We start from the raw sequence: 24,682 nt of genomic DNA on the forward strand, positions 1-24,682 counted from the left end.
CGCGGCGCTCCCACGACATATGATCAACGCCAGCCTCACCGAACTGCGCGCCGCGCTCGACGCCGGAAAAATCTCGAGCGTCGAACTCGCGACGCTCTTCCTCGACCGCATCGAGCGGCTCGATCCGGCCCTCAACGCTTTCATCACCGTCGACCGCGACGGCGCGCTCGAGACCGCGCGCGCTGCCGATGCGCGCATCGCCGCGGGCGACGCCGGGCCGCTGACCGGCATCCCGCTCGCGCACAAGGACGTGTTCTGCACCGAAGGCGTGCTGACGACCTGCGGCTCGAAAATGCTCGCGAACTTCGTCAGCCCGTACGACGCGCACGTCGTCAGCCTGCTGAAAGCCGCTGGCGCGGTCAGCCTCGGCAAGACCAACATGGACGAGTTCGCGATGGGCTCGTCGAACGAGAACTCCCACTTCGGCCCGGCGAAGAACCCGTGGGACACCACCCGCATTCCGGGCGGCTCGTCGGGCGGCTCGGCGGCCGCAGTCGCCGCGCGCCTCGTGCCGGTCGCGACCGGCACCGACACCGGCGGCTCGGTGCGTCAGCCGGCCGCGCTGACCGGCGTCACCGGCATCAAGCCGACTTACGGCGTCGTCAGCCGCTACGGCATGATCGCGTACGCGAGTTCGCTCGACCAAGGCGGCGCATTCGGCGCGTCCGCGGCCGACTGCGCGCAGCTCCTGACCGCGATGGCGGGTTTCGATCCGCGCGACTCGACGAGCATCGAACGACCGGCCGAAGACTATTCGCGCGAACTCGCCGCGCCCGCCGCGGCCCGCCCGCTTGCGGGCCTGCGCATCGGCCTGCCGAAGGAATTTTTCGGCGCCGGCATGGCCGACGACGTGCGCGCCGCGGTCGAGGCGGCGCTCGACGGCTACCGCGCGCTCGGCGCGACGACCGTCGACGTGAGCCTGCCGAACGCGCAGCTCGCGATCCCCGCCTATTACGTCATTGCGCCGGCCGAGGCGTCGAGCAACCTGTCCCGCTTCGACGGCGTGCGCTACGGCCACCGCGCTGCCGACTACCGCGACCTTGCCGAGATGTATTCGAAAAGCCGCGCCGAAGGCTTCGGCGCCGAAGTCAAGCGCCGCATCCTCGTCGGCACTTACGTACTGTCGCACGGCTACTACGACGCCTACTACCTGCAGGCGCAAAAGCTGCGCCGCCTGATCGCACAGGATTTCCAGGCCGCGCTCGCCGACTGCGACGTCATCGCCGGCCCGACGAGCCCGACGACCGCGTGGGCGATCGGCGAAAAATCCGACGATCCGGTGCAGATGTACCTGTCCGACATCTACACGATCGCAGTGAACCTCGCCGGCCTGCCGGGCCTGTCGCACCCGTGCGGCTTCGGTGCGGGCGAGCTGCCGGTCGGCCTGCAGCTCGTCGGCGACTACTTTTCCGAGGCGCGCCTGCTGAACGCCGCGCACCGCTTCCAGCAGGCGAGCGACTGGCACCTGCGCCGGCCGGCGCTCGCCGCCTGAACGAGAGTTTGACACCATGAGCAGAAACGACTGGGAAGTGGTCATCGGACTGGAAATCCATGCCCAGCTCAACACCGCGTCGAAGATCTTTTCCGCCGCCTCGACCGCGTTCGGCGCCGAGCCGAACGTGCAGGCGAGCGCCGTCGACATCGCGCTGCCGGGCGTGTTGCCGGTCCTGAACGGCGGCGCGGTCGAGCGGGCGATCCGCTTCGGCGTCGCGATCGGCGCGACGGTCGCGCCGAAAAGCGTTTTCGCGCGCAAGAACTACTTCTACCCGGATCTGCCGAAAGGCTATCAGATCAGCCAGTTCGAGCTGCCGGTCGTGCAGGGCGGTGCGATCACGATCCGCGTCGGCGACGGTGACAAAGCCTACGAGAAGACTGTGCAGCTCACGCGCGCGCACCTCGAGGAAGACGCCGGCAAGTCGCTGCACGAAGATTTCCACGGCATGAGCGGCATCGACCTGAACCGCGCCGGCACGCCGCTGCTGGAAATCGTCTCCGAACCCGACATGCGCTCGTCGACCGAGGCAGTCGCGTACGCGCGTGCGCTGCACGCGCTGGTGCGCTGGATCGACATCTGCGACGGCAACATGCAGGAAGGCTCGTTCCGCTGCGATGCGAACGTCTCGGTGCGCCGCCCCGGCGGGCCGCTCGGCACGCGGCGCGAGATCAAGAACTTGAACTCGTTCCGCTTCCTGCAGCAGGCGATCGACTTCGAAGTGCAGTGGCAGATCGACACGATCGAGGACGGCGGCAGGATCCAGCAGGCGACCGTGCTGTTCGACCCCGACACGGGTGAGACGCGCATGATGCGCTCGAAGGAAGACGCGCACGATTACCGCTACTTCCCCGACCCCGACCTGCTGCCGCTGGTGATTTCGCCCGAATGGATCGCACGCGTGCGCAGCGAGATGCCGGAGTTGCCGGGCGCGATGAAGGCGCGCCTCGTCGACGACTACGGCCTGTCCGCGTACGACGCGGCGAGCCTCACGGCGTCGAAGGAAATCGCCGCGTACTACCAGGCGATGCTCGCCGCGGCCGACGCGAAACCGGGCAGCCAGGTGCCGAAACTGGGCGCGAACTGGGTCATGGGCGAACTCGCCGCGCAGCTCAACCGCGCCGAACGCGACATCGGCGACTCGCCGGTCGCTCCCGCGCAGCTCGCGGGGCTCGTGCAGCGCATCGCCGACGGCACGATTTCGAACAACATCGCGCGCAAAGTGTTCGCCGCGCTGTGGAACGGCGAAGGGGGCACCGGCCCGGACGCCGCCGATCGCATCATCGAAGCGCAGGGCCTGCGGCAGGTAAACGACAGCAGCGCGCTCGAACCGCTCATCGACGAAGTGCTCGCCGCGAACCAGAAGTCCGTCGACGAATTCCGCGCCGGCAAGGACAAGGCGTTCAACGCGCTCGTCGGCCAGGTCATGAAAGCGAGCCGCGGCAAGGCGAATCCGGCGCAGGTCAACGAGATGCTCAAGCGCAAGCTCGAAGCCTGATCGATCGGCATGCCGCCCAAGGCAGCGGCGGGCGTGGCGGAATGACCCTGCGCGCCGCTCGCTATAATGGCAGGTAGCGCTCAGCGACCTGAAAGGACCGGCGATGTGTCAGCTCCTCGGCATGAACTGCAACGTGCCCACGGACATCTGTTTCTCGTTCGCGGGCTTCCAGGCGCGCGGCGGCGTCACCGATCACCATCGTGACGGGTGGGGCATCGCGTTCTTCGAAGGGCGCGGCGTGCGCGTCTTCCTCGACCCGCAGCCGAGCGCGAATTCCCCGGTCGCCGAACTCGTCCGCAACTACCCGATCCGTTCGCTCAACGTCATCGCCCATATCCGCAAGGCGACGCAAGGCCAGGTGCGCCTCGACAACACGCATCCGTTCCAGCGCGAACTGTGGGGGCGCTACTGGATCTTCGCGCACAACGGCAACCTGCTCGACTACGCCCCGGCGCTCACCGGGCGCTTCGTGCCGGTTGGCAGCACCGACTCCGAAGCCGCGCTCTGCCACATCCTGCAATGCCTGGCGCAGCGGTTTCCGGACGGCCCGCCGAGCGCCGTCGCGCTGCATGAGACGCTGCGCGAACTGACGATCGAAATCGGGCAGCACGGCGAGTTCAACTACCTGCTGTCGGACGGAGAACACCTGTTCGCCCATTGCTCGTCGCGGCTCGCGTTCATCGTGCGCGAAGCGCCGTTCACGGTCGCCCACCTCGCGGATCAGGACATGACTGTCGACTTCAGCCGCCACACCACGCCGAACGACCGCGTCGCGGTCATCGCGACCGTGCCGCTGACCGACAACGAAACGTGGCAGCAGATGACACCCGGCTCGCTCGTGGCTTTTCGGCACGGTGCCCCCGTACCGCTCGGCGACACCCGCACCGTCGCCTCGTCCCCGTCCCGCACAACCGGAAGTGGGTAACTTCTTCTTCATCGCCGAATGGTGAAAGGCTAGAGTTGGCGTTTGCCAGATTCCGATGACTGCGGAGCCCGCGATGGACTGCACTTTGTGTCTTGCTGAAATGGAAACCCCGATCTGGCGCGACGGGAGCTGTCGCGTCCTTCTGGTCGGTGATCACGACTACCCCGGTTTCTGCCGCGTCGTGTGGCATGAACACGTCGCCGAAATGAGCGACCTCACCGCGCCGGCGCAGCGCCACCTGATGAATGTCGTGCTCGCGACCGAGACCGCGCTGCGCCAGCTGATGGGGCCGGACAAGATCAACCTCGCGAGCCTCGGCAATGTCGTGCCGCACCTTCACTGGCACGTCGTTCCGCGCTTTCGCGACGACAGGCATTTCCCGCAGCCGATCTGGGGCATTCCGCAGCGCGAAGGGGCCCGGCGCGAAGCACCTGCGGTCGACGCGCTCGCCGGCGCGATCGTCACTGCCCTGACCGAACTCACCGCAGGCTGAATCCGCGCCACCAGGCCGCCACGTCGAGCCTCGGCAACCCAAGGATCGCATGCCCCACGAATCTCCGATCGACTACGGCAGTCCGGCCGAGTGCCTCGACCTGCTCAAGCGCCTGCGCGTACTCGACATCGATGCGACGCAGCACACGCTCGCGGACATCGTCGCCGGGCTGCTGCGCGCGTTGCCGGCGCCGAACCAGCATCTCGAAGTCCTCGAAGCCGTGCGGGCGCAGGTCGACTTCGTGCAGGCCGAAATGGCGAAGCGCTACGCCGCCCACCCGCTCCCTCCCGACAGCAGCGAAAACGAGACGCTCGCGCGAGTGGTTTCGCTGTGGGGCGGGATGGCGCGTTCGTATGCGCAGATCAGCCGCCAGGACGCGGCCGCCGGCACTCTCGACGACCAGCGCGCGCTGCTCGCGCAGCGGCGCGTGGATTACACCGGCAGGGCGCTGCTGGAGTACTTCCGGGCTCACCGGGCGCCACCGCACGGCACGTGGGCCGAGCTGCACGACAGCTATTCGGTGGCCGAGGCGCGCGGCGTCGCCGGCATTCGCGTGCCGGATTCGCTCAACGAAGTGTGGAAAGCGCAAAGTGCGCTCGAAGCTTACGTCTCGGCAGTGCTCGTCGACCTCGCCAATCCGTTCGGCCGCGGCGAGCGGGAGTTCGGATGGGTACACCGCTGGGCGCAGCGCTTTGCCCCCTATTGCAGCCTCGACGCGGAGTCCGACACCGGACGGACGGAAGCGGCCGCATTCGGCATCGATCTTGCCGGCGACCACGGGCCGCGCCCGCTGTGGTTGATCGGGCCCCCGGGCGCTGGCGTGCGGCGCTTCGATGCCAGCCGGCTCGCCGGGCAGATCCGGGCGGTGCTGACGCAGTTCAGGCAGGGCGCCGCCCCCGCTTCGCTCGGCCTGGGCGCGGACTGTTCGACCGATGCCTGCGCCACGCTGCTGCTGTCTCTTTATCGCCCCTGGGGAGTGGCATCGGCGGCGCGACGCTTTCCGCGCCGCGGCGGCAAGGGGAGCGCCGAGCTGTACGGCGACTGGTTGACGATCGGCTTTCACGTCGCTGGCAGGACGTTCGAGCAGCCCGCCGGGAGCGCGACGGCCCGCAGCGTCGCAGACGACGTTTCGCTGCTGACTTTCGGCGAGCAGGCGCCCGAGACGGTCGGCGGGTGGTCGGAACAGCAGCGGCAACGCGTCGCCGCGACGCTCGGCTTCGTCTGCGGACACTGGGACATCGTCGACCATTCGGTGAACGGCTTTCGCCTGCAGCAACACCCGCATAGCGAGCGTCTCGAGCATCACCAGCTCGTCGGCATCCGCCCGCCCGACGGCGAACGTTTCCTGCTCGGCCAGGTGACCTGGCTGATGTACCGGGAGGACGGCGTGATGGAAGCCGGCATCCACATTCTGGCAGGGTTGCCGAAAGTCGTTGCCGCCCGGCTGTTCGGCCTGAACGTCGGCACGCATGTCGCCTACCAGCAGGCCTTCCTGCTGCCGCCGACGCCCGCGCTGAAGGCCCCGGCGTCGCTGGTGCTGCCTGCCGGGTGGTTCCAGGCGCGGCGCGTCATCGAAGTCCATGACGACCGGCCGATCCAGATGAGGCTGACCGGGGTGCTGACGCGCGGCACGAACTTCGATCAGGTCAGTTTCGAAGCGCTGACCGATCCCGCGCGAGACGCGCCGCCGGAAACCGCGCACTGAAGCGGCTGCCCTTGCCATACTCGCTTTCGACAAGCAGCTGCGCGTCGTGACGCGACAGGATGTGCTTGACGATCGCGAGGCCGAGTCCCGTCCCGCCGGTTTCGCGCGAGCGGCCGCGGTCGACACGATAGAAGCGCTCCGTCAGCCGCGGGAGATGCCGGGCTTCGATACCGATCCCGGTGTCTTCGACCGCGAATTCGGCTCCGCCGCCGACCCGTCGCCACAGCAAGCGAATCCGCCCGCCGTCCGGCGTGTAGCGCACTGCATTGCTCGCGAGGTTCGCGAACGCCGAACGCAGTTCCTTCCCGCTGCCGAGCAGCACCGCGCCTTCGCTTCCTGCCGCGACGACGAGACCGACGTCGTGGCGTCCGCCCGACAGCAACTCGGTGTCGCGGGCGATGTCGGCGAGCAACGGGCCGACCGCGATCTTCTCTTCGGCCGCGGCCGGGGCGCCAGTCTCGAGTGCGGACAGCGTCAGCAGGTCTTCGATCAGCGACTGCATCCGGCACGACTGGTCGAACGCGAGCCGAAGATAACGCAGCGCTTCGGCAGGCTCGAGGTCCTCGTGTGCGTCGATCAGGGTTTCGAGGAAGCCGATGACGACCGTCAGCGGCGTGCGCAATTCGTGCGAGACATTCGCGATGAAATCGCGGCGCACGGTCTCGAGTTTTTCGAGCTGGCTGATGTCGCGCGACACGATCATTCTCTGCCCATCGCCGAACGGCACGGCCTGCACCAGCAGCGTCAGGCCAGGCCGGCGACCCGAGCGGAAGATCACCGGCTCGGCGTCCCCCCGTGTCCCGAGCAGGCGCACGAACTCGGGTTCGCGCACGAGGGTCGTGACCGGCGCTCCCTGGTCTCGCGACGCGTCGAGGCCGAAATGCTGCGCCGCCGTGGTGTTGATCCACTCGATCCGGTCGCTGGCAGACAGGTACATCACGCCGTCGGGCATCGCTTCGCTCGCTTCGCGAAACCGCTCCAGCGCAGTTGAGAGCTGCTCGCGCGCGTCGTCGCCGAGGCGTGCCCGCCGTGCGAGCCCGGCGAACGCGTAGTGCCAGCTTCCGGCGCCGTGCGGCGGCGGCGTGCCGACCGGTTTCTGCGTCCAGGCGACGAGGCGGCAGAGATTGTGCACGTGGTGCGTATACAGCAGCAGCAAGCTGCCGCTCATCGTCATCAGCGCCGCGAGCGGGCCCGCGACGAGCCCTACGGCCAGCGCCGCAAGCGCGACGAGCGCAAGCGCAGCGGCCGCAACGCTCCAGACGTAACGGGAAGAAGGGGGGATGGCGGGCTCCGGCAGGCGGTCGGGGGCGGGGATTATTGCACGCTGCCGCCCTCGACCCGGAGCGAGAAACGGTAGCCGCTGCCGCGCACCGTCTGGATCAGCTGGTCGTGTCCGCTCGGCTCGAGCGCGGCACGCAGGCGCCGCACATGCACGTCCACGGTGCGGTCCTCGACGAAGACGTGATCGCCCCAAACCTTGTCGAGCAGCTGGGCGCGCGAATGCACGCGTTCGGGATGAGTCATGAAGAAATGCAGCAGGCGGAATTCGGTCGGGCCGAGCGCGACCGGCCTGTCCCCGCAGCCGACGCGGTGCGTCGCAGGGTCGAGCCGCAGGCCCCCGGCTTCGACCGCATCCTCGGTGGTTTGCGGTGCGCGCCGGCGCAGCACGGCGGTGATGCGGGCAGCGAGTTCGCGCGGGCTGAACGGCTTGGTGATGTAGTCGTCGGCGCCGCTCTCGAGGCCGGCGACCTTGTCCTGCTCTTCGCCGCGCGCCGTCAGCATGATGATCGGAATCTCGCGGGTCCGTTCGTCGGCTCTGAGCCGGCGCGCGAACTCGATGCCCGTCATGCCCGGCAGCATCCAGTCGAGCAGCACCAGGTCTGGCAGCGCGTCGCGCAGCCGCTGCGCTGCTTCCTCCGCGTCGGATGCGCGTACGACGCGGTGACCGGCCCGGCTCAAGCTGGCGGCGATGAGCTCCTGGATCGCCAGTTCGTCTTCGACTAGCAAAATGTTCGCGGGCATCGATGCATCACTCCATGTTGGCCGACGCAGTGTATTGCAGCCATTTGAATTTTTTGTGACAAGCCCACCGGGCGCAATCGGAGCGGCGTTCGCCGGGCGCGGCCGGGCTGGGCCGATTCGGGTATGATTGGACTCCCGACATCGCCCGACTCACCAGTCACCATGGCCGGACTCGACGACAAGACTCCCATCCCCACTGCGCTCACGCTGCACCGCAAATCCCGCGTGCTCGAAATCGCGTTCGACGATGGCAGCGAGTTTTCGCTGCCGTTCGAGTATCTGAGGGTGTATTCCCCTTCGGCCGAGGTGCGCGGACACGGAGCCGGCCAGGAAGTGCTGCAGGTCGGCAAACGCGACGTCGACATCGTCGATGTCGAACCGGTCGGCAACTACGCCGTGAAACCGGTGTTCTCCGACGGACACGACAGCGGCCTGTATTCGTGGGACTACCTGCACCACCTCGCAATGCAGTACGACACGCTGTGGCAGCAGTATCTCGACCGGCTCGCGCAGGAAGGCCGCAGCCGCGATCCCGCCGAAAATCCACCCCCTCCGCCCAAATCCGGCTGCGGCGGTCACAAACACTGAGCATGAACGAAAAGACGACCCACTTCGGCTTCGAAACGGTAGCGGAAGGCGAAAAACACAAAAAAGTCGCCGAGGTGTTTTCCTCGGTCGCCGGCCGCTACGACGTGATGAACGATCTCATGTCCTTCGGCCTGCACCGGCTGTGGAAGGCGTTCACGATCCAGATATCGGGAGTCGGTCGCGGCGACCGCGTGCTCGACGTCGCCGGCGGAACGGCAGACCTGTCGCTCGCGTTCGCGAAACGGGTCGGCAGCGACGGCCAAGTGTGGCTCACCGACATCAATCACGCGATGCTGTCGCGCGGGCGGGACCGCGTGCTCGACCGCGGCTTCGCCCTGCCGGTCGCGCAATGCGACGCCGAGAAGCTGCCGTTTCCCGACAACTGGTTCGACTGCGTGACGGTCGCGTTCGGCCTGCGCAACATGACCCACAAGGACGTCGCGCTCGCCGAGATGCGGCGCGTGCTGCGTCCGGGCGGCCGTCTCCTCGTGCTCGAATTCTCGAAAGTCTGGGCGCCGCTCGCGCCCGCTTACGATTTCTATTCGTTCAAGATCCTCCCATGGATGGGCGATAAGGTCGCGCACGACGCGGACAGCTACCGTTATCTCGCCGAGTCGATCCGGATGCACCCTTCGCAGGACGAACTGAAGGCGCTGATGGAACGAGTCGGCCTGAAGCGAGTCGATTACTTCAACCTGACCGGGGGCGTCGTCGCCCTGCACCGCGGCTACAAGCTCTGATTCCGCAGCGTGCGCCCGCTTCCTTTCCTGCGGGAACGACCGGCCGGTTTCGCCCAACGAACGGAGACATATCACCCATGAAAAACCTGCTTCTCGGCCTGATCGCGGTCATTTTCACCCTCGGTTTCGGCATCCCTGACGCCGAAGCCAAGCGTCTGGGCGGAGGTGGCAGCTTCGGCATGCAGCGCCAAATGACGCCTCCGGCGCCACGCCAGCCGTCGGCCGCGCCGCAGCAGACGCCGCAGGGCGCGAACGCCGTGCCGCAGAAGCGCTCGTGGATGGGCCCGCTTGCGGGCCTGGCCGCCGGCCTCGGCCTGGCCGCGTTGTTCTCGCACCTGGGCCTCGGCGCCGAAATGGGCTCGTTGCTGATGATCGCGCTGCTGGTCTTTGCGGGGCTGATGCTGTTCCGCATGCTATCGCGTCGCAATGCAGCAGCTCGCTCGAGCGGGGCGATGCAGTACGCCGGCGCTCCTGCCGGCGGGAATTTCCCGGCTTCTGCGCCGACCAACTTCGCCGCTGCCAGCAACGCGGCGCCTGCGCCGGCGGCCCACATCCCGGCAGACTTCGATGCCGAAGCGTTCGTGCGGCAAGCCAAGGTGCAGTTCATCCGCCTGCAGGCCGCCAACGACGCGGGCAATCTCGAAGACATCCGCGAATTCACGTCCCCCGAGATGTTTGCCGAAATCCGCATGCAGCTGACCGAACGCGGCCCCGTGACGCAGTGCACCGACGTCGTGGAGCTGAACGGCGAAGTCCTCGAAGTCGTCGAGGAAGCGCAGCGCTACGTCGTCAGCATCCGCTTCTCCGGCCTGCTGCGCGAAGAAGAAGGCGCAGCGCCGGCGGCGTTCGACGAAGTGTGGCATCTGACCAAACCCAGAACCGGAAACGGCGGATGGGTCGTTGCAGGCATCCAGCAGCTTTCCTGAACCCGCTACGCGGATCACGGAAGCCCGGTCTGCCGCAAAAAACGATGTCAGTCGCGACTCGCGGTTTCCTCACCGCACTCAATCACCTGCTGGCCCCGGCCCCTTGGGCCCGGGAACGGCTTTCGCCCCATGCGGGTCGGCACGCGCTGCTGCATGCCGACCCGTTCGAGATCACGTTCACGGTCCGGGCGGACGGATTTCTGGCCGCGGCGGACCCAGCCATGACGCCTTCGATCACGCTTTCGCTTCCGCTCGGTGCGCTGCCCGGCTTCCTCACCGGCGATTCAGGCAAGGCAATGAGCGAAGTGCGGATCGATGGCAATGCCGAGTTCGCCGATGCGCTGGGCTTCGTGTTCCGCAACTTGCGCTGGGACGCCGAGGAAGACCTGTCGCGCGTCCTTGGCGACATCCTCGCTCACCGCGTCATGCTCGGAGCGCAGGCCGTCAGGGACGGGGGTTTGCGCGCGTGGCAGGCGCTCGGCGGCAACGTCGCCGAATATCTCACCGAAGAGCAGCCGCTCCTCGTCACGCGCGTCGCGCTCGAAGGGCATGGGGGGGAACTGGGCACGCTGCGCGACGACCTGGCCCGCCTCGACAAGCGTGTCGCGCGACTCTCCGCCTCTCGGCAGTAGTCCCGGTCACCCCAGGAAAGCGCGCAAACAAAAAGGGCAGTCCTGACGGATCTGCCCTTTTTCTTTCGCCCGCTGCAGGCGGCTTCGCCCGCCGTCGGCTCAGTGGCCGCGCTTGCGCAGCTTCTGGATCGCCGCAATCTGTGCGATCGCTTCGGCGAGTTCCGCCTGCGCCTTGGCGTAATCGATTTCGGTCGACTGGTTTTTCAGCGCCTCTTCGGCGATGCGCTTGGCTTCGAGAGCTTTCGCCTCGTCCAGATCCTTGCCCCGTATCGCGGTGTCCGCGAGCACGGTGACCAGTCCCGGCTGCACTTCGAGAATGCCACCGGCGACGAAAATGAGTTCTTCCTCCGCCTGGTCGGGACGCTTCACCCGTACCGCCCCCGGCTTGATCCGGGTCATCAGCGGCATGTGGCCGGGCAGGATGCCGAGCTCACCCGCTTCACCCGGAAGCGCGACGAACTCCGCCAGACCGGAAAAGATCTGCTCTTCCGCGCTGACGATGTCCACGTGGACCGTCATTGCCATAGTGATGTCCTTTTCAAGGCCGCACGACAGCGAACTGCCGCGCGGCGGGCTCGATTACTGGAGCTTCTTGGCCTTCTCGATGGCCTCTTCGATGCCGCCGACCATATAGAACGCCTGTTCGGGCATGTGGTCGCATTCGCCGTTCACGATCATCTTGAAGCCGTTAATCGTGTCCTTGAGCGGCACGTACTTGCCCGGCGAGCCGGTGAACACTTCTGCGACGTGGAACGGCTGCGACAGGAAGCGCTGGATCTTCCGCGCGCGGGACACCGCGAGCTTGTCTTCCGGCGACAGTTCGTCCATGCCCAGAATGGCGATGATGTCGCGCAGTTCCTTGTAGCGCTGCAGCGTCACCTGCACCTGGCGGGCGACGTTGTAATGCTCTTCGCCAACCACCAGCGGATCGAGCTGGCGGCTCGTCGAGTCGAGCGGATCGACGGCAGGGTAGATACCCAGCGCGGCGATGTCACGCGACAGCACGACGGTCGAGTCGAGGTGCAGGAAGGTCGTCGCCGGCGACGGGTCGGTCAAGTCGTCGGCAGGCACGTACACGGCCTGGATCGACGTGATCGAGCCGACCTTGGTCGAGGTGATACGCTCCTGCAGGCGGCCCATTTCTTCCGCCAGCGTCGGCTGGTAACCCACCGCGGACGGCATCCGGCCCAGCAGCGCGGACACTTCGGTACCGGCCAGCGTGTAGCGGTAGATGTTGTCCACGAAGAACAGGATGTCGCGGCCTTCGTCGCGGAAGCGCTCGGCCATCGTCAGGCCGGTCAGCGCGACGCGCAGACGGTTGCCCGGCGGCTCGTTCATCTGGCCGAATACCATCGCGACCTTGTCGAGAACGTTGGAGTCCTTCATCTCGTGGTAGAAGTCGTTCCCTTCACGGGTCCGCTCGCCCACGCCGGCGAACACCGACAAGCCCGAGTGCTGCTTGGCGATGTTGTTGATCAGTTCCATCATGTTCACGGTCTTGCCCACGCCGGCGCCGCCGAACAAGCCGACCTTGCCGCCCTTCGCGAACGGGCAGACCAGGTCGATAACCTTGATGCCGGTCTCGAGCAGGTCGACCGAAGGCGACAGGTCGTCGAACTTCGGTGCCTTCGCGTGAATCGGGCGCAGCTCGTCGGTCTCGATCGGGCCGGCTTCGTCGATCGGGCGTCCCAGCACGTCCATGATGCGGCCGAGCGTGCCGTGGCCGACGGGGATCGAGATCCCCTTGCCGGTGTTGGCGACCTTCATGCCACGGCGCAGGCCGTCGGACGAACCCATTGCAATCGTACGCACCACGCCGTCGCCGAGCTGCTGCTGCACCTCGAAGGTCAGCCCCTCTTCGGCGAACGAACCGACGGCGCTCTCGAGCTTGAGCGCGTCATACACCTTGGGCATCGCTTCGCGGGGGAACTGGATATCCACCACGGCGCCGATGCACTGAACGATCGTTCCTTGACTCATCGTCGTTTCCTTAAATCAGTTATGCGTTACACCGCGGCGGCGCCGCTGACGATCTCCGACAGCTCCTTCGTGATCGCTGCCTGGCGGGTCTTGTTGTAGACCAGCTGCAGTTCCCCGATCACGTTCTTCGCGTTGTCGGACGCGGCCTTCATCGCCACCATGCGCGCGCTCTGCTCCGAAGCCATGTTCTCGGCGACCGCCTGATAGACCAGCGCCTCGACGTAGCGCACCAGCATCTCGTCGATGACGACCTGCGGGTCGGGCTCGTACAGGTAGTCCCACGAACCTTCCGGCGTGCCGAGCTTCTCGCCGGTCAGCGGCAGCAGCTGCTCGAGCACCGGCTCCTGCTTCATCGTGTTGATGAAGCGCGTGTAAGCCACATAGACCGCGTCGAGCTCGCCGTTCTGGAACGCGTCGAGCATGATCTTGACCGGGCCGATCATCTTTTCGAGATGCGGCGTGTCACCGAGCTGGACGACGTGCGACACGACTTTCGCGCCCATGCGCTGCATGAAGCCGAAACCCTTGTTGCCGATGCAGCAGGCCTGGATCTCGGTCGCGCCGGAGGCGTCCCAGCCTTTCATCGCGTTCAGCGCGACGCGCTGGATATTGGTGTTGAGACCGCCGCACAGACCCTTGTCGGTGGTGACCAGAATCAGACCCACCCGCTTCACCTGGTCCTTCTGGACGAGGAAAGCGTGCTTGTAATCGGTCACATTGGCCTGGGACAGGTTCGCGGCGAGGCGGCGGATCTTCTCGGCATAGGGACGGGCGGCACGCATCCGGTCCTGCGCCTTGCGCATCTTGGATGCGGCCACCATTTCCATGGCCTTGGTGATCTTGCGCGTGTTTTGCACGCTCTTGATCTTGGTACGGATTTCCTTACCGCTAGCCATATTCCGTCTCCGTCCGCGGCCTTAGGCCCAGCTCTTCTTGAACTCGTCGATCACCGCGACCAGTTGCTTCTCGCCGTCGGCGTCGAGCTCCTTGGAGGTCATGATCTTGGTCACGAGAGCCGGATTCTTGGCCTTGACGTACTGCTGCAGCCCGGATTCGAACGCCAGCAGGCGCGGCACCTCGACGTTGTCGAAGTAGCCGTTGTTGACCGCGTACAGCGTGATCGCCATGTCGGCGACCGACAGCGGTGCGTACTGCGGCTGCTTCATCAGTTCGGTGACGCGGCGGCCGCGCTCGAGCTGCTTGCGCGTCGCGTCGTCAAGGTCGGATGCGAACTGCGCGAACGCGGCGAGTTCGCGGTACTGCGCGAGGTCGGTACGGATACCGCCGGACAGCTTCTTGATGACCTTGGTCTGAGCGGCACCACCGACGCGCGACACCGAGATACCAGCGTTGATCGCGGGACGGATACCGGCGTTGAACAGGTCGGTGTCGAGGAAGATCTGGCCGTCGGTAATCGAGATCACGTTCGTCGGAACGAACGCGGACACGTCGCCCGCCTGCGTCTCGATGATCGGCAGCGCGGTCAGCGAGCCGGTCTTGCCCTTGACTTCGCCGTTCGTGAACTTCTCGACGTGGTCGGCGGACACGCGCGACGCACGCTCGAGCAGACGCGAGTGCAGATAGAACACGTCGCCGGGGTAGGCTTCGCGGCCCGGCGGGCGGCGCAGCAGCAGCGAGATCTGGCGGTAGGCCCACGCCTGCTTGGTCAGATCGTCGTAAATGATCAGCGCGTCCTGGCCGCGGTCGCGGAAGTATTCGCCCATCGTGCAGCCCGAGTACGGCGCGATGAACTGCATCGCGGCCGATTCGGAAGCCGTCGCGGCGACGACGATGGTGTATTCCATCGCGCCGTGCTCTTCGAGCTTGCGCACCACGTTCGCGATCGTCGAGGCCTTCTGGCCGATCGCGACGTAGACGCAGAACATGTCCTGGCCTTTCTGGTTGATGATCGCATCGACCGCGACGGCGGTCTTGCCGGTCTGGCGGTCGCCGATGATCAGCTCGCGCTGGCCACGTCCGATCGGCACCATCGCATCGACCGACTTCAGGCCGGTCTGCACCGGCTGCGACACCGACTGGCGCCAGATCACGCCCGGCGCGACCTTTTCGATCTTGTCGGTCAGCTTGGCGTTGATCGGGCCCTTGCCGTCGATCGGCTGGCCCAGGGCGTTGACGACGCGGCCGATCAGCTCGGGGCCGACCGGCACTTCGAGAATGCGGCCGGTGGCCTTGACCGGGTCGCCTTCGGTGATGTGTTCGTATTCACCCAGGACCACCGCGCCGACCGAGTCACGCTCGAGGTTCAGCGCGAGGCCGAAGGTATTGCCGGGGAACTCCAGCATTTCGCCCTGCATGACGTCGGCGAGACCGTGAACGCGCGTGATACCGTCGGTAACCGACACCACGGTGCCTTCGTTGCGCGACGTGGCTGCGAGCTGCAGGTTCTGGATCCGGCTCTTAATCAGGTCACTGATTTCAGAGGGGTTGAGTTGCATGTATATGCTCCTAGTTCTTTAGCGCAGCGGCCATGTTCGCGAGCTTGCCGCGGACCGAGGCGTCGATCACTTCGTCTCCGATCGCGATGCGGACCCCGCCGATGAGTTCGGGGTCGAGGCTGACCTTGATGTTCAGTCGGGTCTTGAAACGCGTCTCAAGATCGGCTTTCAGGTTCGCCAGCGTGGCATCGTCGAGCGGGAACGCGGAGGCGATTTCCGCCTCCTGGACGCCTTCGTGTTCGTTCTTGAGTTCAACGAACAGGTCACGGATCTCCGGAAGCACCTGCAGACGCTCGTTGTCGACGAGGACACGGACGAAATTCTGCAGCTCGGGGGTGAAACCTTGTCCCGCAACGTCGATGAACAGCTGATACAGCTGGTCCGCGGACAGCTTGGGATTGCTGATGCAGGCTTTCATCGACGCATCCGCGGCAGCGGCGGCGAGACGATCGAGTGCTTCCGACCAAGGCCCCAGCGCACCTGCCCCGCGAGCCAGCTCGAAGGCGGCATCCGCATAGGGGCGCGCGATGGTGACGTTCTCGGCCATGGCTTATTGCAGTTCCGTTTTCAGGTTGGCGAGCAGGTCGGCATGCACCTGCGCGTTGATTTCGCGACGCAGGATCTTCTCGGCGCCGGCGACAGCCAGATGGGCGACCTGGTCACGCAGCGCTTCCTTGGCGCGCTGGGCGGCCGTGCCGGCTTCGGCTTCGGCAGCTTCGCGAGCCTGGGCGATGATGCGGGCAGCTTCGGCACGGGCGTCGTCGAGGAATTTCGCCGCCTGCTTTTCGGCGGAGGTGCGCACGTCGCCCGCGGATTCGCGAGCCTTGCGCAGTTCATCGACAACTTTCTTCTCGGCGAGCGAGAGGTCGGCCTTGGCCTTGTCCGCAGCTGCCAGCCCGTCTGCGATCTTCTTCGCGCGCTCGTCGAGCGCCTTCACGATGGGGGGCCACACGAACTTCATCGTGACCCACGCCAGAATGAAGAACACAACGAGCTGAGCGATCAGGGTTGCGTTCAAATTCACTGTTCTTGTCCCTCGGTTGTGGTCGGAGACGCCGAAAGAGGCGAAATAAGCGAACCGATCAGACGAGCTGGAACGGGTTGGCGAACGCGAACATCATTGCGATACCGACGCCGATCAGGAACGCTGCGTCGATCAGACCAGCCAGCAGGAACATCTTGGTTTGCAGCGCGTTCATCAGCTCGGGCTGACGGGCGGAAGCTTCGAGGTACTTGGAGCCCATGATGCCGATACCGATACAAGCACCGATGGCGCCCATACCGATGATGAGGCCAGCAGCCAGAGCAACAAAACCCAGAACGTTTTCCATGACGACTCCTTGAGTAAAAGATTGATGAAGTTGAAAAAACCAGGTACTGCAATAAACCGTTAGTGGCTCTCGTGAGCCTGGCCGATATAGACCAGCGTCAGCATCATGAAGATGAAAGCCTGCAGCGCGACGATCAGGATGTGGAAGACCGCCCAGATCGAGCCGGCGACGATATGGCCGAGGAAACCGAACACCGTGGCGGTGCCGCCGAGCAGCGCGATCAGCATGAAAATCAGCTCGCCGGCATACATGTTGCCGAACAGCCGCATGCCGTGGGAGACGGTCTTGGCGAGGAACTCGATGATCTGCATCAGGAAGTTGACCGGCCACAGCAGCGGATGGCTGCCGAACGGCGCAGTGAAGAGTTCATGCACCCAGCCCGAGAGACCCTTGATCTTGACGTTGTAGTAGAGGCAGATCAGCAGCACGCCGATCGACATGCCGAGCGTGCCGTTGAGGTCGGCGGTCGGCACGACGCGCAGGTACGCATGCTCGTTGCCGGAAATCATCGCCCACAGCCGCGGCAGCAGATCGACCGGCAGGAAGTCCATCGAGTTCATGAGGAAGATCCACAGGAACACCGTCAGCGCGACCGGCGCGACGAACTTGCGCGATTCGGCGCTGTGGATGATGCCTTTTGCCTGGTCGGCAACCATTTCGACGAGGATCTCGACGGCTGCCTGGAAGCGCCCCGGAACGCCGGGCGTCGCCTTGCGGGCGGCGCGTATCAGGAAGAACAGCGTGATGACGCCGAGCGCGATCGAGAAAAACAGGGTGTCGAGGTTCCACACGCTCCAGTCGATCACTGCCTTCTGGGCGTGACCGGTGGAATTCATATGGGTCAGGTGGTGGACGATGTATTCGCCGGAGGTCGGTGCTTCGGTAGCCATGGTCAGGTCTTCACCAAAAATGCAAATAAATTCGCCTTAAGTGCCAGGATCAGGCCGATGAAGAGGCCGCCCCAATGGACGTCTTCATAAAACTGCCCGACCAGCACCAACAATCCCACGATCGACGCGATCTTGAGGAACTCGCCGACAAAGAAAACGATCACATTCGCTCCGCCCTGCCGTTTCGAGGCCAGGTGCAGCCGGAGCGCGAAAACCGCATTCGGCAAGACGCAGGAAAGCCCTCCGAGGGCTGCGGAAATTCCGCCGCGCAGGCCGAAAAAAACGGCCGCAATGGCCGTAGCTGCGATCGTCGCGCCAAGCTGCAGGAAAACCATCTTGAACATGGGATCCGCCGAGGCGATGCGCAGCATGCGCAGACCGCTTCAAAAATTCCGGCAATACTAGGGGTTAACCACCACGAAGTCAAACCGATATTGCATCTTGCAACTGGCGCGGCGTCATGTCATGCATCTTATACAAGATATCTAATCAGGTCGCGAAAAATTGCGCACAGCGTCTCCCGAGAAAGTCATCGGCGTTCCTGCAAACCGTGTGTCTCCGGCACGCAACAGCCGGCAGACATCTTCATCTGCAGCCCGCTCGGGACGGAAATGCTACGCTATCCGGCGCCGCACCACGTCGCGAACGTTGCGAAGTGCGGAAGCTGCCGTCCGATGCAAAGAATCCTCTGTCCCGTGAGCCATGCGATGAACCCCAAGACGATGCGCTGCAGCGCCGGGCAGTCGTGAGCGAGCAGCCTGAAGGCGTGCTCCGTCGTGTCGTCGAGCACGAACGCGAGGGGCGGCGCGTTCCGGCAGCTTCCACGACCACGTCGAGCGATGAGCACAAGTCGTTCGAGATGCTCGACTTGCTGAAAATCCGCCTCAAGCGGACGTTCGACCTCTACAAGGCGGGCAGTCTCGACACCGAGTTCGTCTCGCGCATCGATAACATTGCGCTCGCGATCCAGCAGGCCTGCACGCACGACTCCGACGCCGCGCTCGCGAACCTGCACCTGGACTACGAGACGTCGTATGCGGTGGTCCATCATCTGCAGGCGGCGATCCTGTGCGAGCTGATCGGCAGAAAGATGGGCGTCGGCGAGGCGTCGCGGCTGTCGCTCGTCAAGGCCGGCCTGACCTATGACCTCGGCCTGATCGACATCCAGGACACGCTCGACCGCCAGCTGACGCCGCTGACGTCACTGCAGCGCCAGCGCATCGCCCGTCATCCGGTCGACAGCGAATGGATTCTGACGAGTCTCGGCGTCACCGACGCCGCCTGGCTCGACTCGGTGCGCCACCACCACGAGCGTCTGGACGGCAGCGGCTATCCCGATGGGCAGTGCGAGGACGCGATCAGGCTGCCGGCGCGCGTGCTGGCGATCGCCGACATCTACAGTGCGATGGTGCGCGACCGTCCGTACCGCAGGGCGATGGTGTCCGGCAAGGCGATGCGCAAGTTGATGCTCGACCAGGGCAGGCAGACCGACAACCGGCTGATCCAGATGATGATCAAGGAGCTCGGCGTCTTTCCGCCCGGGGCGATCGTGCGGCTCGCGAACGGCGAGGTCGCGGTCGTCAAGAAGCGCACGGCAAACAGCGCGTGCCCACTCGTCCACGCCTTCGTCAAAGCGGACGGCATGCCGATGCTGGGCACGATTCCCCGCGACACCTCGACGGCGGATTTCCGCATCGAAGGGATGGTTCCCTTTTCGAACTACCGCGGCTCGATCGTCATTCTCCGCAATCTGTGGAATCGCCCTTGAGCCGGCCAAGCCGTCGCGCCGCGAACGGCAGGACCGGGCAACCCGATACATGTGGCATTCCGCGCCAACCCGACCAAGGAGTGTTTCCATGACTCTCGCGTTAAATGACCTCGACCTCTTCCGCACCCGCTGCCTCGTCGGCGGCACGTGGGCCGATGCCGACAGCGGTGCGACGATCGCGATCCACAACCCGGCCACTGGCGAGCAACTCGGCACGATCCCGAAGATGGGCGCCGCCGAGACACGCCGCGCGATCGACGCCGCCAGTCGGGCGTGGCCGGCGTGGCGCGCGCTGACCGCCGGCGCCCGGGCGCGGGTGCTGCGCAAGTGGTTCGATCTGATCGTCGCACACCAGGAAGATCTCGCGCTGCTGATGACGTCCGAACAGGGCAAGCCGCTCGGTGAGGCGCGCGGCGAAGTCCTGTACGCGGCGTCCTTCGTCGAGTGGTTCGCCGAAGAAGGCAAGCGCATCTACGGCGACGTGATCCCCGGCCACCAGCCCGACAAGCGGATCGTCGTGACGAAGGAGCCGATCGGCGTCTGCGCGGCGATCACGCCGTGGAATTTCCCGCTCGCGATGATCACGCGCAAGGCCGGGCCGGCGCTCGCCGCGGGCTGCACGATGGTGCTGAAGCCGGCGACGCAGACGCCCTATTCGGCGCTCGCGCTCGCCGTCCTCGCCGAACGCGCCGGCGTGCCGGCGGGCGTGTTCAGCGTGCTGACCGGCTCCGCGACCGAGATCGGCGGCGAGCTGACCGCGAACCCGGTCGTGCGCAAGCTCACGTTCACCGGCTCGACCGAAGTCGGCATCAAGCTCGCTGCGCAATGCGCCCCGACGATCAAGAAGCTGTCGCTCGAGCTCGGCGGCAACGCGCCGTTCATCGTCTTCGACGACGCCGACCTCGATGCCGCCGTCGAAGGCGCGCTGGCGTCGAAATACCGCAACACCGGCCAGACCTGCGTGTGCGCGAACCGGCTGCTGGTGCAGGACAGCGTGTATGACGCCTTTGCCGAAAAGCTCGCCGCCGCGGTCGCGAAGCTGAAAGTCGGCAACGGCCTGGATGAAGGCGTCACGCAGGGACCGCTGATCGACATGCAGGCGGTCGAGAAAGTCGAGGAGCACATTGCCGACGCGCTGGCGAAAGGCGCGCGCGTCGTCACCGGCGGAGGGCGCCACGCGCTCGGCCGCACCTTCTTCGAACCGACGATCCTCGCCGACGTCACGCCGCAGATGAAAGTCGCGCGCGAGGAGACGTTCGGCCCGGTCGCGCCGCTGTTCCGCTTCAAGGACGAGGCCGAGGCGATCCGCATGGCGAACGACACCGAGTTCGGCCTCGCCGCCTATTTCTATTCAGCAGGAATGAACCGCGTGTGGCGCGTGTCCGGCGCGCTCGAATACGGCATCGTCGGCATCAACACCGGCATCATCTCGACCGAAGTCGCGCCGTTCGGCGGCATGAAGTCATCGGGCCTCGGCCGCGAAGGTTCGAAATACGGCATCGAGGATTACCTCGAGATTAAGTATCTGTGCATGGGCGGCGTGCAGTAGGCTTCGTCGCAATCGCGGCGGCCGGGCGGTCCGTCGCACTTCGGCTGCCGCGGTCGCAACTCATTCCAGCCCGGCCGCGGCGCGGTATTCGGCTGCCACCGCCAGCAGCCAGTCGCGGAACGCCGCGAGCGCAGTCGTTTCGGCCTTGCGCTCCGGAATGATCAGGTAGTACGCCTTGTCGCTGAGGTAGCCGTGGCGGAACGGGATCACGAGGCGGCCGCTGTCGAGTTCTTCCTGGATCAGGAACGGCGGGATCAGCGCGACGCCCATGTCGTGCATCGCGGCCTGCGCGAGCATCGTGAAGAGTTCGTGACGCGCGCCGGTCAGGTCGTGCGCGACGCGCATGCCGAGCGATTCGAACCACAGCCGCCACGCGTACGGGCGCGTCGTCTGCTGCAACAGCGGCAGTGCGGCGATCTCGTCGGGCGTCAGGCCGCTCCTGCCGGCGAGCAGGCGCGGGCTGCACACCGGCACCGGGTTCTCGCGCATCAGGAAATGTCCTTCGGTGCCGGGCCAGCCGGCGTCGCCGAAATACAGCGCCGCGTCGAGCTCGGTGTCGGCGAACAGGAACGGGCGGCTGCGGTTGGTCAGATTCACCGTGACACCCGGATGGGCGGCGAGGAAGCCGCCGAGCCGCGGCAACAGCCAGCGCGTCGCGAACGTCGGCACGACCGCGAGCTCGATCGTCGCGCCGCGGCCGTGGTGCGCCATCACCGACAGCGTGTCGCGCTCGACCGCATCGAGGCGCGCGGTGATCTGCCGGCTGTACGACAACCCGGCTTCAGTCAGCGTCACGCCGCGCTTCGTGCGCCGAAAAAGACGCAGGCCGAGAAACTCCTCGAGCCCGGCGATCTGGCGGCAGATCGCGCTCTGCGTCAGCGACAGCTCCTCGGCCGCGCGGGTGAAGCTTTCATGCCGCGCCGCGAGCTCGAACGCCAGCAGCGCCGCCGTACTGGGGATCCTGCGTCGCATTCGCGACTCTCCTGAAAATGCACGATAAGCAAGCCAAACGCTTACGGGTGGGCGCGACGCAACGTCGGAACGCCGGAAAGCGCGCGGTTTCACCGCGATATCTTAACCGCGTTCGCGTTCGGGCCGATTCACGAAGTGATTTTTGTGCACAACGTGTCGCGGAATTTTCGGTTGTCCCGGACGCCTCCGATTCGCTACAGTGCGGGCACAGGCAAAGCGTGGCGCACTTTCGCATCGCGCCGGCGCATGTTCGAACATCCGCAGCATTGAGGAGACTTTCTAAATGGCAACGAACCGCGTGACCTTCAACTGGGCAGATCCCCTGCACCTCGACGAGCAGCTGACCGAAACTGAGCGCCTGGTGCGCGACACCGCGCGGGCGTACAGCCAGGAACGCCTGCTGCCGCGCGTGCAGGAAGCTTTCCGCCATGAGAAGACCGACCGCGCGATCTTCAACGAGATGGGCGAACTGGGCCTGCTCGGCGCGACGATCCCCGAGGAATACGGCGGCTCCGGCATGAACTACGTGTGCTACGGCCTGATCGCGCGTGAAGTCGAGCGCGTCGACTCCGGCTATCGCTCGATGATGAGCGTGCAGTCGTCGCTGGTGATGGTGCCGATCAACGAATTCGGCACCGAAGCGCAGAAGAAGAAGTACCTGCCGAAGCTCGCGACCGGCGAATGGGTCGGCTGCTTCGGCCTGACCGAGCCGAACTTCGGCTCTGACCCCGGCGGCATGATCACGCGGGCGAAGAAGGTCGATGGCGGCTACAGCCTGTCCGGCAACAAGATGTGGATCACGAACAGCCCGATCGCCGATGTGTTCGTCGTCTGGGCCAAGGACGACGAAGGCCAGATCCGCGGCTTCGTGCTCGAAAAAGGCTGGAAAGGCCTGTCCGCTCCGGCGATCCACGGCAAAGTCGGCCTGCGCGCGTCGATCACCGGCGAAATCGTCATGGACGAAGTGTTCGTGCCGGAAGAGAACGCTTTCCCGACGGTGCGCGGCCTCAAGGGCCCGTTCACGTGCCTGAACTCGGCGCGTTACGGCATCGCTTGGGGTGCGCTCGGCGCCGCCGAAGCGTGCTACGAGACCGCCCGCCAGTACACGCTCGACCGCAAGCAGTTCGGTCGCCCGCTCGCCGCGAACCAGCTGATCCAGAAAAAGCTCGCCGACATGCTGACCGAGATCACGCTCGGCCTGCAGGGCTGCCTGCGCCTGGGCCGCATGAAGGACGAAGGCACGGCCGCGGTCGAGATCACATCGATCATGAAGCGCAATTCCTGCGGCAAGTCGCTCGACATCGCCCGCTTGGCCCGCGACATGCTCGGCGGCAACGGCATCTCGGACGAGTTCTGCGTCGCGCGTCACCTCGTGAACCTCGAAGTCGTCAATACCTACGAGGGCACGCACGACGTGCATGCGCTGATCCTCGGCCGCGCGATCACCGACATCGCGGCGTTCTCGAACTGATCCACCCCATGTCGGGCGCCCTGTCGCATATCCGGGTGCTCGACCTGTCGAGGATTCTGGCCGGCCCGTGGGCCGGCCAGATCCTCGCCGACCTCGGCGCCGACGTCATCAAAGTCGAGCGTCCGGGCGAAGGCGACGACACCCGCCACTGGGGTCCGCCGTTCCTCAAGGACACCCACGGCCACGACACCGACGTTGCCGCGTATTTCCTGTGCGCGAACCGCAACAAGCGCTCGATCACTGTAGACATGACGAAGCCGGACGGCCGGCAATTGCTGCGCGATCTCGCCGGCAAATGCGACGTCGTGCTGGAGAATTTCAAGCATGGCGACCTCGCGCGCCATGGCCTCGACTACGCCTCGCTGAAAGTCGTCAATCCGCGCCTCGTGTATTGCTCGATCACCGGTTTCGGCCAGGACGGACCGTACGCGGCACGCGCCGGCTACGACTTCCTGATCCAGGGCCTCGGCGGCCTGATGAGCCTGACCGGGCGGCCCGACGATGAGCCGGGCGGCGGCCCGATGAAAGTCGGCGTCGCGCTGACCGACATCCTGACCGGGCTGTACGCGGCCAACGCGGTGCAGGCGGCGCTCGCCGCGCGCGACCGGACCGGCGAAGGCCAGCACATCGATCTCGCGCTGCTCGACGTGCAGATCGCGTGCCTCGCGAACCAGGCGATGAATTACCTCACCACCGGCGTGTCGCCGCGCCGGCTCGGCAACGCCCATCCCAACATCGTGCCGTACCAGGACTTCCCGACCGACGACGGCTACATGATTCTCGCGATCGGCAACGACGCGCAGTTCGCGCGCTTCTGCGAAGCGGCCGGCGACGCGTCGCTCGCAACCGACGCCCGCTTCATTACCAACAAGGCGCGCGTCGGCCACCGCGCGGTGCTGATCCCGCTGCTCAACAAGCTGACGATCCGGCGCACGACTGCCGACTGGATCGAGCGGCTCGAAGCGCTCGGCGTGCCGTGCGGACCGATCAACACGCTCGCCGACGTGTTCGCCGACCCGCAGGTGCGCGCGCGCGGGCTGCGCGTCGACCTGCCGCACCCGCTCGCCGGCAACGTGCCGCAGGTCGCCAGTCCGATGCGCCTGTCGGCGACACCGGTCGAATACCGTCTCCCGCCGCCCCTCCTCGGCGAACATACCGACGAAATTCTCGCCTCGCTGCTGGGCTTGCCGGCCGAACGCATCGCCCGCCTGAGGCATGACGAAGTAATCTGAGCGCACCGCGGC

25 protein-coding genes are annotated in these 24,682 nt (G+C 65.8%); 13 read left to right on the forward strand and 12 right to left on the reverse strand.

Features of this window, described 5'->3' with window-relative positions; translation table 11 throughout:
* The first annotated feature begins 19 nt into the window (after window positions 1-19).
* From gatA to GO608_RS03025, 5 genes are all read left to right on the forward strand, one after another.
* Window positions 20-1,492 carry an Asp-tRNA(Asn)/Glu-tRNA(Gln) amidotransferase subunit GatA gene (gene gatA, locus GO608_RS03005; RefSeq protein WP_169197799.1) on the forward strand — a complete coding sequence of 491 codons (1,473 nt, stop codon included), beginning with the start codon at window positions 20-22 and terminating at the stop codon, window positions 1,490-1,492.
* A gap of 16 nt (window positions 1,493-1,508) precedes the next feature.
* A complete protein-coding gene (gene gatB, locus GO608_RS03010; protein WP_169197800.1) occupies window positions 1,509-2,990 on the forward strand; it encodes an Asp-tRNA(Asn)/Glu-tRNA(Gln) amidotransferase subunit GatB in 1,482 nt (493 codons plus the stop codon).
* A 103-nt stretch (window positions 2,991-3,093) separates the two neighbouring features.
* On the forward strand, window positions 3,094-3,915 hold the full coding sequence (locus tag GO608_RS03015; RefSeq protein WP_169197801.1) for a class II glutamine amidotransferase: 822 nt from the start codon (window positions 3,094-3,096) through the stop codon (window positions 3,913-3,915).
* Between the two features lie 73 nt (window positions 3,916-3,988).
* Window positions 3,989-4,408 carry an HIT family protein gene (locus GO608_RS03020; protein WP_169197802.1) on the forward strand — a complete coding sequence of 140 codons (420 nt, stop codon included), beginning with the start codon at window positions 3,989-3,991 and terminating at the stop codon, window positions 4,406-4,408.
* 49 nt (window positions 4,409-4,457) lie between these two features.
* The gene (locus tag GO608_RS03025; protein ID WP_211159285.1) at window positions 4,458-6,113 is read left to right on the forward strand and encodes a hypothetical protein; all 1,656 of its coding nucleotides are present in this window, start codon (window positions 4,458-4,460) and stop codon (window positions 6,111-6,113) included.
* Here GO608_RS03025 and phoR read toward each other — a convergent pair.
* Together phoR and phoB are read right to left on the reverse strand one after the other, a co-directional pair.
* Window positions 6,055-7,395 (reverse strand): phosphate regulon sensor histidine kinase PhoR, encoded by a 1,341-nt coding sequence (gene phoR, locus GO608_RS03030; RefSeq protein WP_169197886.1) that lies wholly within the window; start codon window positions 7,393-7,395, stop codon window positions 6,055-6,057. The genes GO608_RS03025 and phoR overlap by 59 nt on opposite strands.
* 32 nt (window positions 7,396-7,427) lie before the next feature.
* Window positions 7,428-8,135 carry a phosphate regulon transcriptional regulator PhoB gene (phoB, locus tag GO608_RS03035; protein ID WP_169197803.1) on the reverse strand — a complete coding sequence of 236 codons (708 nt, stop codon included), beginning with the start codon at window positions 8,133-8,135 and terminating at the stop codon, window positions 7,428-7,430.
* A 162-nt stretch (window positions 8,136-8,297) separates the two neighbouring features.
* Here phoB and GO608_RS03040 point away from each other — a divergent pair, with 162 nt between their 5' ends.
* The 4 genes from GO608_RS03040 to GO608_RS03055 all read left to right on the forward strand — a co-directional run bounded on the left by GO608_RS03040 (window position 8,298) and on the right by GO608_RS03055 (window position 11,021).
* Window positions 8,298-8,723 carry a gamma-butyrobetaine hydroxylase family protein gene (locus GO608_RS03040; RefSeq protein ID WP_169197804.1) on the forward strand — a complete coding sequence of 142 codons (426 nt, stop codon included), beginning with the start codon at window positions 8,298-8,300 and terminating at the stop codon, window positions 8,721-8,723.
* A 2-nt stretch (window positions 8,724-8,725) separates the two neighbouring features.
* Window positions 8,726-9,463 carry a bifunctional demethylmenaquinone methyltransferase/2-methoxy-6-polyprenyl-1,4-benzoquinol methylase UbiE gene (gene ubiE, locus GO608_RS03045; RefSeq protein ID WP_169197805.1) on the forward strand — a complete coding sequence of 246 codons (738 nt, stop codon included), beginning with the start codon at window positions 8,726-8,728 and terminating at the stop codon, window positions 9,461-9,463.
* A 77-nt stretch (window positions 9,464-9,540) separates the two neighbouring features.
* Window positions 9,541-10,389, forward strand: a complete 849-nt coding sequence (locus GO608_RS03050) for a Tim44 domain-containing protein (protein WP_169197806.1) — start codon at window positions 9,541-9,543, stop codon at window positions 10,387-10,389.
* Between the two features lie 44 nt (window positions 10,390-10,433).
* Window positions 10,434-11,021 (forward strand): ubiquinone biosynthesis accessory factor UbiJ, encoded by a 588-nt coding sequence (locus tag GO608_RS03055; protein WP_169197807.1) that lies wholly within the window; start codon window positions 10,434-10,436, stop codon window positions 11,019-11,021.
* Between the two features lie 99 nt (window positions 11,022-11,120).
* On the opposite strand, the gene GO608_RS03060 is transcribed toward GO608_RS03055, so the two are convergent.
* Genes GO608_RS03060 through GO608_RS03100 form a run of 9 tightly spaced genes read right to left on the reverse strand, consistent with a single transcriptional unit; the run spans window position 11,121 to window position 18,022 of the window.
* A complete protein-coding gene (locus GO608_RS03060) occupies window positions 11,121-11,546 on the reverse strand; it encodes a F0F1 ATP synthase subunit epsilon (RefSeq protein ID WP_169197808.1) in 426 nt (141 codons plus the stop codon).
* A 54-nt stretch (window positions 11,547-11,600) separates the two neighbouring features.
* Window positions 11,601-13,001, reverse strand: coding sequence for a F0F1 ATP synthase subunit beta (gene atpD / locus GO608_RS03065; RefSeq protein ID WP_169197809.1), 1,401 nt, complete (start codon window positions 12,999-13,001; stop codon window positions 11,601-11,603).
* A gap of 26 nt (window positions 13,002-13,027) precedes the next feature.
* Window positions 13,028-13,897 (reverse strand): F0F1 ATP synthase subunit gamma, encoded by an 870-nt coding sequence (gene atpG / locus GO608_RS03070; RefSeq protein ID WP_169197810.1) that lies wholly within the window; start codon window positions 13,895-13,897, stop codon window positions 13,028-13,030.
* Window positions 13,898-13,918: 21 nt separating this feature from the next.
* Window positions 13,919-15,457: a F0F1 ATP synthase subunit alpha gene (atpA, locus tag GO608_RS03075; protein ID WP_169197811.1), complete on the reverse strand. Its 1,539-nt coding sequence runs from the start codon at window positions 15,455-15,457 to the stop codon at window positions 13,919-13,921.
* 10 nt (window positions 15,458-15,467) lie between these two features.
* On the reverse strand, window positions 15,468-16,004 hold the full coding sequence (locus GO608_RS03080) for a F0F1 ATP synthase subunit delta (RefSeq protein WP_053420602.1): 537 nt from the start codon (window positions 16,002-16,004) through the stop codon (window positions 15,468-15,470).
* 3 nt (window positions 16,005-16,007) lie between these two features.
* Window positions 16,008-16,481, reverse strand: coding sequence for a F0F1 ATP synthase subunit B (locus GO608_RS03085; protein WP_053420603.1), 474 nt, complete (start codon window positions 16,479-16,481; stop codon window positions 16,008-16,010).
* A gap of 58 nt (window positions 16,482-16,539) precedes the next feature.
* The gene (gene atpE / locus GO608_RS03090) at window positions 16,540-16,788 is read right to left on the reverse strand and encodes a F0F1 ATP synthase subunit C (RefSeq protein ID WP_169116871.1); all 249 of its coding nucleotides are present in this window, start codon (window positions 16,786-16,788) and stop codon (window positions 16,540-16,542) included.
* Window positions 16,789-16,847: 59 nt separating this feature from the next.
* Entirely contained in the window at window positions 16,848-17,678 is an 831-nt protein-coding gene (gene atpB, locus GO608_RS03095; protein ID WP_169197812.1) for a F0F1 ATP synthase subunit A, read from the reverse strand.
* A 2-nt stretch (window positions 17,679-17,680) separates the two neighbouring features.
* Window positions 17,681-18,022, reverse strand: coding sequence for an ATP synthase subunit I (locus GO608_RS03100; RefSeq protein WP_169197888.1), 342 nt, complete (start codon window positions 18,020-18,022; stop codon window positions 17,681-17,683).
* A 401-nt stretch (window positions 18,023-18,423) separates the two neighbouring features.
* On the opposite strand from GO608_RS03100, the gene GO608_RS03105 reads away from it, so the two are divergent.
* Together GO608_RS03105 and gabD are read left to right on the forward strand one after the other, a co-directional pair.
* The gene (locus GO608_RS03105; RefSeq protein WP_247002811.1) at window positions 18,424-19,446 is read left to right on the forward strand and encodes an HD-GYP domain-containing protein; all 1,023 of its coding nucleotides are present in this window, start codon (window positions 18,424-18,426) and stop codon (window positions 19,444-19,446) included.
* An 88-nt stretch (window positions 19,447-19,534) separates the two neighbouring features.
* Window positions 19,535-20,995 (forward strand): NADP-dependent succinate-semialdehyde dehydrogenase, encoded by a 1,461-nt coding sequence (gene gabD, locus GO608_RS03110; RefSeq protein ID WP_169197813.1) that lies wholly within the window; start codon window positions 19,535-19,537, stop codon window positions 20,993-20,995.
* Between the two features lie 60 nt (window positions 20,996-21,055).
* On the opposite strand, the gene GO608_RS03115 is transcribed toward gabD, so the two are convergent.
* Window positions 21,056-21,967, reverse strand: coding sequence for a LysR family transcriptional regulator (locus tag GO608_RS03115; RefSeq protein ID WP_169197814.1), 912 nt, complete (start codon window positions 21,965-21,967; stop codon window positions 21,056-21,058).
* A gap of 283 nt (window positions 21,968-22,250) precedes the next feature.
* On the opposite strand from GO608_RS03115, the gene GO608_RS03120 reads away from it, so the two are divergent.
* Together GO608_RS03120 and GO608_RS03125 are read left to right on the forward strand one after the other, a co-directional pair.
* On the forward strand, window positions 22,251-23,438 hold the full coding sequence (locus GO608_RS03120; RefSeq protein WP_169197815.1) for an acyl-CoA dehydrogenase: 1,188 nt from the start codon (window positions 22,251-22,253) through the stop codon (window positions 23,436-23,438).
* Window positions 23,439-23,446: 8 nt separating this feature from the next.
* Complete coding sequence (locus GO608_RS03125) at window positions 23,447-24,670, forward strand: CaiB/BaiF CoA transferase family protein (protein ID WP_169197816.1); 1,224 nt, start codon at window positions 23,447-23,449, stop codon at window positions 24,668-24,670.
* Window positions 24,671-24,682 lie beyond the last annotated feature (12 nt).

The sequence above is a fragment of the Aromatoleum buckelii genome (assembly GCF_012910785.2).
In the GTDB taxonomy this organism is placed as follows: domain Bacteria; phylum Pseudomonadota; class Gammaproteobacteria; order Burkholderiales; family Rhodocyclaceae; genus Aromatoleum; species Aromatoleum buckelii.

Bases quoted from the DNA above. Each gene is read 5' to 3' on its own strand.
- GO608_RS03020 (WP_169197802.1), top strand. From the start codon at position 3,989: ATGGACTGCACTTTGTGTCTTGCTGAAATGGAAACCCCGATCTGGCGC.
- gatB (WP_169197800.1), top strand. From the start codon at position 1,509: ATGAGCAGAAACGACTGGGAAGTGGTCATCGGACTGGAAATCCATGCC.
- gatA (WP_169197799.1), top strand. From the start codon at position 20: ATGATCAACGCCAGCCTCACCGAACTGCGCGCCGCGCTCGACGCCGGA.
- atpD (WP_169197809.1), bottom strand. From the start codon at position 13,001: ATGAGTCAAGGAACGATCGTTCAGTGCATCGGCGCCGTGGTGGATATC.
- GO608_RS03055 (WP_169197807.1), top strand. From the start codon at position 10,434: ATGTCAGTCGCGACTCGCGGTTTCCTCACCGCACTCAATCACCTGCTG.
- atpE (WP_169116871.1), bottom strand. From the start codon at position 16,788: ATGGAAAACGTTCTGGGTTTTGTTGCTCTGGCTGCTGGCCTCATCATC.
- atpB (WP_169197812.1), bottom strand. From the start codon at position 17,678: ATGGCTACCGAAGCACCGACCTCCGGCGAATACATCGTCCACCACCTG.
- atpG (WP_169197810.1), bottom strand. From the start codon at position 13,897: ATGGCTAGCGGTAAGGAAATCCGTACCAAGATCAAGAGCGTGCAAAAC.
- GO608_RS03040 (WP_169197804.1), top strand. From the start codon at position 8,298: ATGGCCGGACTCGACGACAAGACTCCCATCCCCACTGCGCTCACGCTG.
- GO608_RS03015 (WP_169197801.1), top strand. From the start codon at position 3,094: ATGTGTCAGCTCCTCGGCATGAACTGCAACGTGCCCACGGACATCTGT.
- phoB (WP_169197803.1), bottom strand. From the start codon at position 8,135: ATGCCCGCGAACATTTTGCTAGTCGAAGACGAACTGGCGATCCAGGAG.
- GO608_RS03050 (WP_169197806.1), top strand. From the start codon at position 9,541: ATGAAAAACCTGCTTCTCGGCCTGATCGCGGTCATTTTCACCCTCGGT.
- gabD (WP_169197813.1), top strand. From the start codon at position 19,535: ATGACTCTCGCGTTAAATGACCTCGACCTCTTCCGCACCCGCTGCCTC.
- atpA (WP_169197811.1), bottom strand. From the start codon at position 15,457: ATGCAACTCAACCCCTCTGAAATCAGTGACCTGATTAAGAGCCGGATC.
- GO608_RS03125 (WP_169197816.1), top strand. From the start codon at position 23,447: ATGTCGGGCGCCCTGTCGCATATCCGGGTGCTCGACCTGTCGAGGATT.
- GO608_RS03115 (WP_169197814.1), bottom strand. From the start codon at position 21,967: ATGCGACGCAGGATCCCCAGTACGGCGGCGCTGCTGGCGTTCGAGCTC.
- ubiE (WP_169197805.1), top strand. From the start codon at position 8,726: ATGAACGAAAAGACGACCCACTTCGGCTTCGAAACGGTAGCGGAAGGC.
- GO608_RS03080 (WP_053420602.1), bottom strand. From the start codon at position 16,004: ATGGCCGAGAACGTCACCATCGCGCGCCCCTATGCGGATGCCGCCTTC.
- GO608_RS03100 (WP_169197888.1), bottom strand. From the start codon at position 18,022: ATGTTCAAGATGGTTTTCCTGCAGCTTGGCGCGACGATCGCAGCTACG.
- GO608_RS03120 (WP_169197815.1), top strand. From the start codon at position 22,251: ATGGCAACGAACCGCGTGACCTTCAACTGGGCAGATCCCCTGCACCTC.
- GO608_RS03025 (WP_211159285.1), top strand. From the start codon at position 4,458: ATGCCCCACGAATCTCCGATCGACTACGGCAGTCCGGCCGAGTGCCTC.
- GO608_RS03060 (WP_169197808.1), bottom strand. From the start codon at position 11,546: ATGGCAATGACGGTCCACGTGGACATCGTCAGCGCGGAAGAGCAGATC.